The organism is Streptomyces sp. NPDC048106 (assembly GCF_040706415.1).
Taxonomy (GTDB): Bacteria; Actinomycetota; Actinomycetes; order Streptomycetales; family Streptomycetaceae; genus Streptomyces.
The window spans coordinates 72,981-79,921 of sequence record NZ_JBEZND010000018.1; the positions used below are offsets into that span (position 1 = coordinate 72,981).

Consider the following 6,941-nt stretch of genomic DNA (forward strand, 5'->3'; position numbering starts at 1 on the left):
GGACCCGCGCGGGAATACTGGTCCAACCAGTTGACCACTGAACCGGGTGCGGCCACCCTGATCGCCATGGCTGAGGGACACATACGGCGCGAGGCGGTCTCCGACCAGCTCTTCGCCCTGTTGCGCGACAGGATTCTCGGCGGGGAGCTGCCACCCGGCGCCGCGCTCACCGCCGAACGGGAACTGGCTGCCGAGTTCGGGGTGAACCGGCATGCCGTACGGGAGGCCGTCAAACGCCTCCAGCAGGCACGACTGGTCGACGTCAGTCACGGCGGCCGCACCCAGGTGCTGGACTGGCGGCGCACCGCGGGGCTCGACCTCGCCGTGGGCATCGCCGCGGCCGACGCAGGGCCGACCGTGCAGGACATCGCACGCGACGCCCTGGAGATGCGGGCCTGCGTCGGCGCCGACGCGGCCCGGCTGTGCGCGCTGCGCTGCTCCGCGCGGGCCGCCGCCGAGATCACCGCGGCCGTCGAGGCGCACGCGCACGCCGGGCCCGATCTGACCGAGCTGGACGAGTCCTACGTCGCCTGGTGGCGGCTGATCGTGGAGGGCTCCGGGAACATCGCCTATCTGCTGGCCTTCAACAGCCTGGTGGACGGCCTGATCCCGGTCGCCGACGTGCCCGCCGACCTGGGCGCGGGCGAGATCCTCGACGTCGAGGCCCACCGCCGGCTGGCCGCGCACATCGCGGCCCGCGAGGCGGACGAGGCCGAGCGGCTGGCCCGCGAGCTGCTGTCCCGCAGCGTGCCCGCGGCGCCGCGCACCCGTAAGGGGGCGGGCCGGTGATCCCCACCGTGGTCTACGCGATCCCGGCGTTCGTGCTGCTGGTGGTCGTCGAGGCGCTGTCGTACCGCTTCCTGCCGGACGACGACGAGCGCGGGTACGAGCTGCGCGACACCGCCACCAGCATGTCCATGGGCGCGGGCAGCCAGGTCATCGCGGTGCCGTGGAAGGTCGCGACGATCGTGGTGTACGCCGCCGCGTACACCCTCGTCCCCTGGCACCTGTCGGCGTCCTCCGGCTGGACCTGGCTGCTGCTGTTCTTCGGCGAGGACCTGGCGTACTACGCCTACCACCGGGCCCATCACCGGGTCCGGGTGCTGTGGGCGAGCCATGTGGTCCACCACTCGAGTCTGCGCTACAACCTCTCCACCGCCCTGCGCCAGACCTGGACGCCGATGACCGGCCTGCCCTTCTGGCTGCCGCTGGCGCTGATCGGCGTACCGCCGTGGATGATCCTGATCGAGCAGACCGTCAGCCTCGTCTACCAGTTCTTCCTGCACACCGAACGCGTGGACAAACTGTGGCGCCCGGTGGAGTGGTTCTTCAACACGCCCTCCCACCACCGCGTCCACCACGGCTCCAACAACGTGTACCTGGACCGCAACTACGGCGGCATCCTCATCATCTGGGACCGGCTCTTCGGCACGTTCGAACCGGAGGGGGTGCGCCCGGTGTACGGCCTGACGAAGAACATCGACACCTACAACCCGCTGCGGGTGGCCTTCCACGAGTACGCGGCCGCCTGGCGTGACGTCCGCGCGGCCGGGCGCTGGCGGGACCGGGCCGGCTACGTCTTCGGGCCGCCGGGGTGGTCGCCGAGCACGAAGGGGTGACGCCGGGCCCGCCCGGGGCGGGAGGCATGATGCCCCTGGCAGAACGGATGACGCGGGCGGCACGGGGAAGACCGTCCGTGCCCCTCGCGTCCACCGGCACCCGGAAGGAACCACCAGATCATGTACGACATCGCGGCCCGCGCCCTGACGGAGACGTCCCGGTGAGCGGCACCGGGGCACCCGTGCTGTGCCACACCACCGGCCGGGCCGCCCGCATCACCCTGAACCGGCCCAGGGCGCTCAACGCCCTCGACCACGAGATGGTCCGCCGCATCGACGCGGCGCTCACCGCCTGGCAGGACGACCCCCGCGTGGAGACCGTCGTCCTCACCGGCGCCGGCGAGCGCGGACTGTGCGCGGGCGGCGACATCCGTGCCGTCCACGACGACGCCCGGGACGGCGACGGCACCGCGTCCGCCGCGTTCTGGCGCGACGAGTACCACCTCAACGCCCGTATCGCCCGCTACCCCAAGCCGTACGTCGCCCTCATGGACGGCATCGTGATGGGCGGCGGGGTCGGCGTCTCCGCGCACGGCAGCGTCCGGATCGTCACCGAGCGGTCGCGGATCGCGATGCCCGAGACCGGCATCGGATTCGTCCCGGACGTCGGCGGCACCCATCTGCTCGCCCGGGCACCCGGGGAGCTGGGCACCTACCTTGCTCTGACGGGGCATCAGATCGGCGGAGGCGACGCCGTGTTGTGCGGGCTCGCCGACCACTACGTGCCCTCCGGGGAGCTGCCCGCGCTGCTGGACGACCTCGCCGTCATGCCCGTGTCCGACGCGCTCGCGCGGCACGAACAGACCGTGCCGCCGGGGGAGTTGGCGGCGCAGCGGGAGTGGATCGACGCCTGCTGCGCGGCCGGCACCGTCGAGGAGATCGTCCAGCGGCTGCTCGCGCACGGCAGCCCGGAGGCGAAGGAGACGGCGGAGACGCTGTTCTCCCGGTCGCCCACGGCCCTCAAGGTCACACTGGCCGCCATGCGCAGGGTCCGACGACTCGGGTCCCTGGAACGGGCGTTGGACCAGGAGTACCGCGTCTCGTGCGCCGCGTTGAGCAGCCACGACCTGGTGGAGGGCGTCCGCGCCCAGATCATCGACAAGGACCGCCGTCCCCGCTGGTCACCGGCGACCCTGGCCGAGGTGACCGAGGCGGACGTGGAGCGCTTCTTCGCGCCGCTGGGCGACCGCGAACTCGGCCTGGGCGGAGCCGGGTGACCCGCAGCGGGCGGAGCGGGGACCGGCCGCCCCTCGGGTCGGAGAGGAAGATCACGTCCGCGGGCGCGGTCTTGGCCGAGGGCGGCTGACGCGGTACGGTCTGTCCGATATCGACGACGGCAGGACGGAAGCCGGTGAGAACCCGGCACGGTCGCGCCACTGTATGCGGGCCCAAGGGCCCGTGAGTCAGACCCGTAGCCGTCGTACCACGCACCACCGACATGGGACGCGAACTCCCAAAGGAGGTCCTGCCATGGCGCAGACCGTCGCCCGGCCGACAGCCACCGCCCCCGCCCTCCCCGCCAAGCTGCCGCTGAAGGCGATAGCTCCCTGGGCGGTCTTCTTCGGCATCCTGATGCTGGTCCTGCTGTACTTCGTCGGCGCCGAGCAGGGCGCCACCTCCGTGTTCAACGGCACGGACGTCCACGAGTGGCTGCACGACGCCCGCCACCTGCTCGGCTTCCCCTGCCACTGACGCCGGGGGACACCGCGCGCTGATGAACTCCGCAACCGTACGGAACCTTCTCGTACGGGGCATGCTCGCCGGCCTCGCCGCCGGTGTGCTCGCCCTGGTCGTGGCGTACCTCCTCGGCGAGCCGAACGTCGACAAGGCGATCGGCTTCGAGGAGGCCCACTCCCACGAGCACGAGATGGTGGTCGTCTCCCGCTCCCTGCAGTCCACCGCCGGTCTCGCCACCGGCGTCCTGGTCTACGGGGTCGCCTTCGGCGGCATCGCCGCCCTCGCCTGCTGCTTCGCCCTCGGACGGATGGGCCGCCTCGGCCCGCGCGCCACGGCGCTGCTGCTGTCGGGGTGCGCGCTGCTCGCCGTGTACGTCGTACCGTTCCTGAAGTACCCGGCCAACCCGCCGTCGGTCGGCGACGCCGACACCATCGGCGAACGGACGGCCCTGTACTTCCTGATGATGCTGCTCAGCGTGTTGCTGGCGATCGCCGCGACACTCCTCGGCAGACGCCTCGCGCCCGTGCTGGGCCCCTGGTGGGCGTCGGTGGCCGCGGTGGTCGCGTTCGCCGTGGTGGTCGCGCTGGCCTACCAGTTCCTGCCGGCCGTCGACGAGGTGCCGAAGGGCTTCCCGGCCGTCCTGCTGTGGCGGTTCCGGCTCTCGGCGCTGGCCGTCCAGGCCGTGTTGTGGGGCGGATTCGGACTGCTCTTCGGGGAGTTGGCGGAGCGGCTGCTCAATCCGACGCCGACGAGGGCCGCGAAGGGGCGAGCGGTGCCGGCCGCGCGCTGACGCCGTCCGGCGCGGCGATCGGGCGTCCCAGCCGCAGGTTCCACCGCCCGGCCCTGCCGCTGAGTTCGGTCACGGTCAGGGGCGGCACGTCCACCCGCCAGAAGGACGTGTCCGGCATGCCCAGCGCCGCGACGACCGCCGCCCGGACCACCTCCGGCTCGACCACGGCGAGGGTACGACCGGTCAGGAGCCGTGCGTCGGCGAGCCGGCCCGCGACCCGCGCGCACAGCTCCCGCACCGACTCGCCGCCGTGCGGGGCGCAGCCGGGATCGGCGAGCCACCGGCCCACCGCCTCCGGTTCGGCGGCCCCCACCTCGTCCAGGGTGCGGCCCCGCCAGCGCCCCACGTCCAGACCCGCCAACTCCGGCACGGACACCACCCCTTCGAGAGCCAGTGCCGCCGCGGTCTCCCGGCAGCGCGCACTGGGGGAGACGAGCACCCGGGCCACGGCGGGCAACGCCCCGGCCGCGGCCCGGGCCCGCGCCACGCCCCCGGCGTCGAGCGGACCACCGTCGTCGAAGCGGATCTGCCGGAGCGAGGCGCCGATGGCGGGGGAGACGAGCAGGACTCGACTGGTCACGCGGTCACTCCTGCGGGGTGGTGGGCACGGAACACGGGCGGGGGAGGCGGCCCGGGGAACATAACACCCGCGGGGCCGGGCCCGTCCCGTCCGCTCCGTCAGGCCAGGTCCCTGGCCGGGTCCAGCGCCCAGTGGTTGGTCCTGAGGATCCGGCCCGCGAAGTCCGTGTCGGTCTCTCCGAGGAACCGGAAGCCGACGGAGCGGCAGATGCTGTTCGACGGAGCGTTGGCGACCGCCGGGAAGGCGTGGACGACGCCCCAGCGGTCCTCGTCGCGGGCCCGCTCCAGCAGCGCGCGGACGGCGCGCTTGGCCAGTCCACGGCCCTGGAACTCGGGGAGGACCATCCAGCCGATCTCGGACAGCGGTGCGGCTGGGGTGTCGTGGGCCCACAGGGTCACCGTCCCCGCCACCACCTCGGGCGTGGCCGGATCGGGCACGATCATCTTCAGCCACGCGCCGTCCGCCGCGGCCTCCGCCGCGTCCCGGCGGACCTTGTCCGCCATCCCCGCGCGGGGCAGCGGCCCGCCGAGGCCCGCCATCATGACGGGATCGCAGCGCATCCGGACGTAGGCCTCGACATCGTCCGGCGAGACATCGCGCAGCAGCATGAACTCCTCCTCGCCCGAGGGCAGTTGGCCCGAACGTACCCAATGCCCGGTCGTCCTCGCACGCGGGCCGGCCGGGCGGGGCGGGCCCGTACCGATCATCCCTTCGCGCCGCCTTCGGAGAGCGGGGACCGGCCGGTAGCGTCGCGGACGAGCTGACCTCACCGCGCGAAGCGCACGACGGAGGGTTTCATATGATCGACAGGCGTACCTTCGGGAAGGCCGTCGGCCTGGGGACCGGCGCGGCCGCCCTCTCCCTGACCGGCTCGCACGCGGCGGACGCCGCCGCGGCCGCTCCCCGCGCGGCGGACGCGGCCCCCGCCGCACCCGCGACACACACCGCGTTTCCCGTGCTCAAGCAGATCGAGGCCGGCGTGCTCGACATCGGGTACGCCGAGGCGGGACCGGCGCACGGCCCGGTCGTGATCTGCCTGCACGGATGGCCGTACGACATCCACAGCTACGTCGATGTCGCCCCGCTCCTCGCCGAGCGGGGTTACCGAGTGATCGTCCCCTACCTCCGCGGCCACGGCAGCACACGGTTCCTGTCCTCCCGGACGGTCCGCAACGCCCAGCAGTCCGCGGTCGCCCTGGACATCGTCGCCCTCATGGACGCGCTCGGCATCCCCGAGGCCGTCCTGGCCGGCTTCGACTGGGGCTCGCGTACCGCCGACATCATCGCCGCGCTGTGGCCGGAACGCGTCACCGCGCTCGTGTCCACCAGCGGTTACCTCATCACCGACGTCGAGGCCCAGAAGTCGCCCATCGCGCCCGCCGCCGAGCACAACTGGTGGTACCAGTACTACTTCGCCACCGAACGCGGCCGTGTCGCCCTGGAAACCCCGGAATTGCGCGACGAGTTGTGCCAACTGGTGTGGAAACTCGTCTCGCCCACCTGGCAGTTCGACGACGCCACCTTCCGGCGCACCGCGCAGGCCTTCCAGAACCCCGACTACGCCGCCGTCGTCATCCACAACTACCGCTGGCGCCTCGGCCTCGCGGAGGGTGAACACCGTTACGACCGCTACGAGAAGGAACTCGCCACCCGGCCCGTGATCCACGTCCCCACCATCACCCTGAGCCCCGGACTGGACCCCTTCACCGCGTCCGGCGACCCCACCCGCGACCGCTTCACCGGGCCCTACGAGCACCGGGTCGTCGAGGGTATCGGCCACAACCTCCCGCAGGAGGCACCCGCCGTCTTCGCCCAGGCCGTTCTCGACGCCGCCAACCTCTAGGGAACTTGGGCGACTTGAGGGGCTGGACGACGCGGTGCCCGGCGGGTGGGGCCCGTCACCTGCCGGGGTGATGGCGTTCGAGCAGGTTTTCGAGGTCGGCGATCCATGATTCGATCTGCTCGCCGTCACGCGTGCGCACCGCGCAGAAGTACCTCTGGCCGGCGTAGGTGTCGACGGCCACGGTGAGCGCGAAGCCGCGGGTGCGGACGCTCTGCTGGTAGGCGATCCGGGCGACGAACGGCCACGGCACGTCGATCATGCTGCCGTTGATGCCGAGGGACACGCCCCGCGCGTCCCCCAGGACGGCGTTCTTGCGGTCCATCGCCAGGAACTCGGGCTCCTCCTCGCCGGGCGCGGGGGGGGGGGGGGGGGGGGCCCCGCCCCGCCGGGGGGTGGGGCGGGGGGGGGGGGCCGCGCGCGGGGGGCAGCGCC

The 6,941-nt window shown here is 72.9% G+C and carries 9 protein-coding genes and 1 riboswitch; of the genes, 6 read left to right on the forward strand and 3 right to left on the reverse strand.

Annotation, left to right across the window (positions count from 1 at the left end; genetic code table 11):
- Nucleotides 1–66: 66 nt before the first annotated feature.
- The 5 genes from AB0927_RS19850 to AB0927_RS19870 all read left to right on the forward strand — a co-directional run bounded on the left by AB0927_RS19850 (nt 67) and on the right by AB0927_RS19870 (nt 4,086).
- Nucleotides 67–789, forward strand: a complete 723-nt coding sequence (locus tag AB0927_RS19850) for a GntR family transcriptional regulator (protein WP_366668934.1) — start codon at nt 67–69, stop codon at nt 787–789.
- Nucleotides 786–1,619, forward strand: coding sequence for a sterol desaturase family protein (locus tag AB0927_RS19855; protein WP_366668935.1), 834 nt, complete (start codon nt 786–788; stop codon nt 1,617–1,619). Before AB0927_RS19850 ends, AB0927_RS19855 begins: the two co-directional genes overlap by 4 nt.
- 161 nt (nt 1,620–1,780) lie before the next feature.
- Nucleotides 1,781–2,836 carry an enoyl-CoA hydratase/isomerase family protein gene (locus tag AB0927_RS19860; RefSeq protein WP_366668936.1) on the forward strand — a complete coding sequence of 352 codons (1,056 nt, stop codon included), beginning with the start codon at nt 1,781–1,783 and terminating at the stop codon, nt 2,834–2,836.
- A gap of 83 nt (nt 2,837–2,919) precedes the next feature.
- A riboswitch (cobalamin riboswitch) is annotated at nt 2,920–3,051 on the forward strand.
- A 38-nt stretch (nt 3,052–3,089) separates the two neighbouring features.
- On the forward strand, nt 3,090–3,311 hold the full coding sequence (locus AB0927_RS19865) for a CbtB-domain containing protein (RefSeq protein ID WP_366668937.1): 222 nt from the start codon (nt 3,090–3,092) through the stop codon (nt 3,309–3,311).
- Nucleotides 3,312–3,333: 22 nt separating this feature from the next.
- Nucleotides 3,334–4,086 (forward strand): CbtA family protein, encoded by a 753-nt coding sequence (locus tag AB0927_RS19870; RefSeq protein WP_366668938.1) that lies wholly within the window; start codon nt 3,334–3,336, stop codon nt 4,084–4,086.
- Here AB0927_RS19870 and AB0927_RS19875 read toward each other — a convergent pair.
- Both AB0927_RS19875 and AB0927_RS19880 read right to left on the reverse strand, forming a co-directional pair.
- Entirely contained in the window at nt 4,031–4,666 is a 636-nt protein-coding gene (locus AB0927_RS19875; RefSeq protein WP_366668939.1) for a histidine phosphatase family protein, read from the reverse strand. The genes AB0927_RS19870 and AB0927_RS19875 overlap by 56 nt on opposite strands.
- Nucleotides 4,667–4,764: 98 nt before the next feature.
- Nucleotides 4,765–5,274: a GNAT family N-acetyltransferase gene (locus AB0927_RS19880; RefSeq protein ID WP_366668940.1), complete on the reverse strand. Its 510-nt coding sequence runs from the start codon at nt 5,272–5,274 to the stop codon at nt 4,765–4,767.
- 191 nt (nt 5,275–5,465) lie between these two features.
- Here AB0927_RS19880 and AB0927_RS19885 point away from each other — a divergent pair, with 191 nt between their 5' ends.
- The gene (locus tag AB0927_RS19885) at nt 5,466–6,509 is read left to right on the forward strand and encodes an alpha/beta hydrolase (protein ID WP_366668941.1); all 1,044 of its coding nucleotides are present in this window, start codon (nt 5,466–5,468) and stop codon (nt 6,507–6,509) included.
- 55 nt (nt 6,510–6,564) lie between these two features.
- On the opposite strand, the gene AB0927_RS19890 is transcribed toward AB0927_RS19885, so the two are convergent.
- A complete protein-coding gene (locus AB0927_RS19890; protein ID WP_366668942.1) occupies nt 6,565–6,831 on the reverse strand; it encodes a hypothetical protein in 267 nt (88 codons plus the stop codon).
- Nucleotides 6,832–6,941 lie beyond the last annotated feature (110 nt).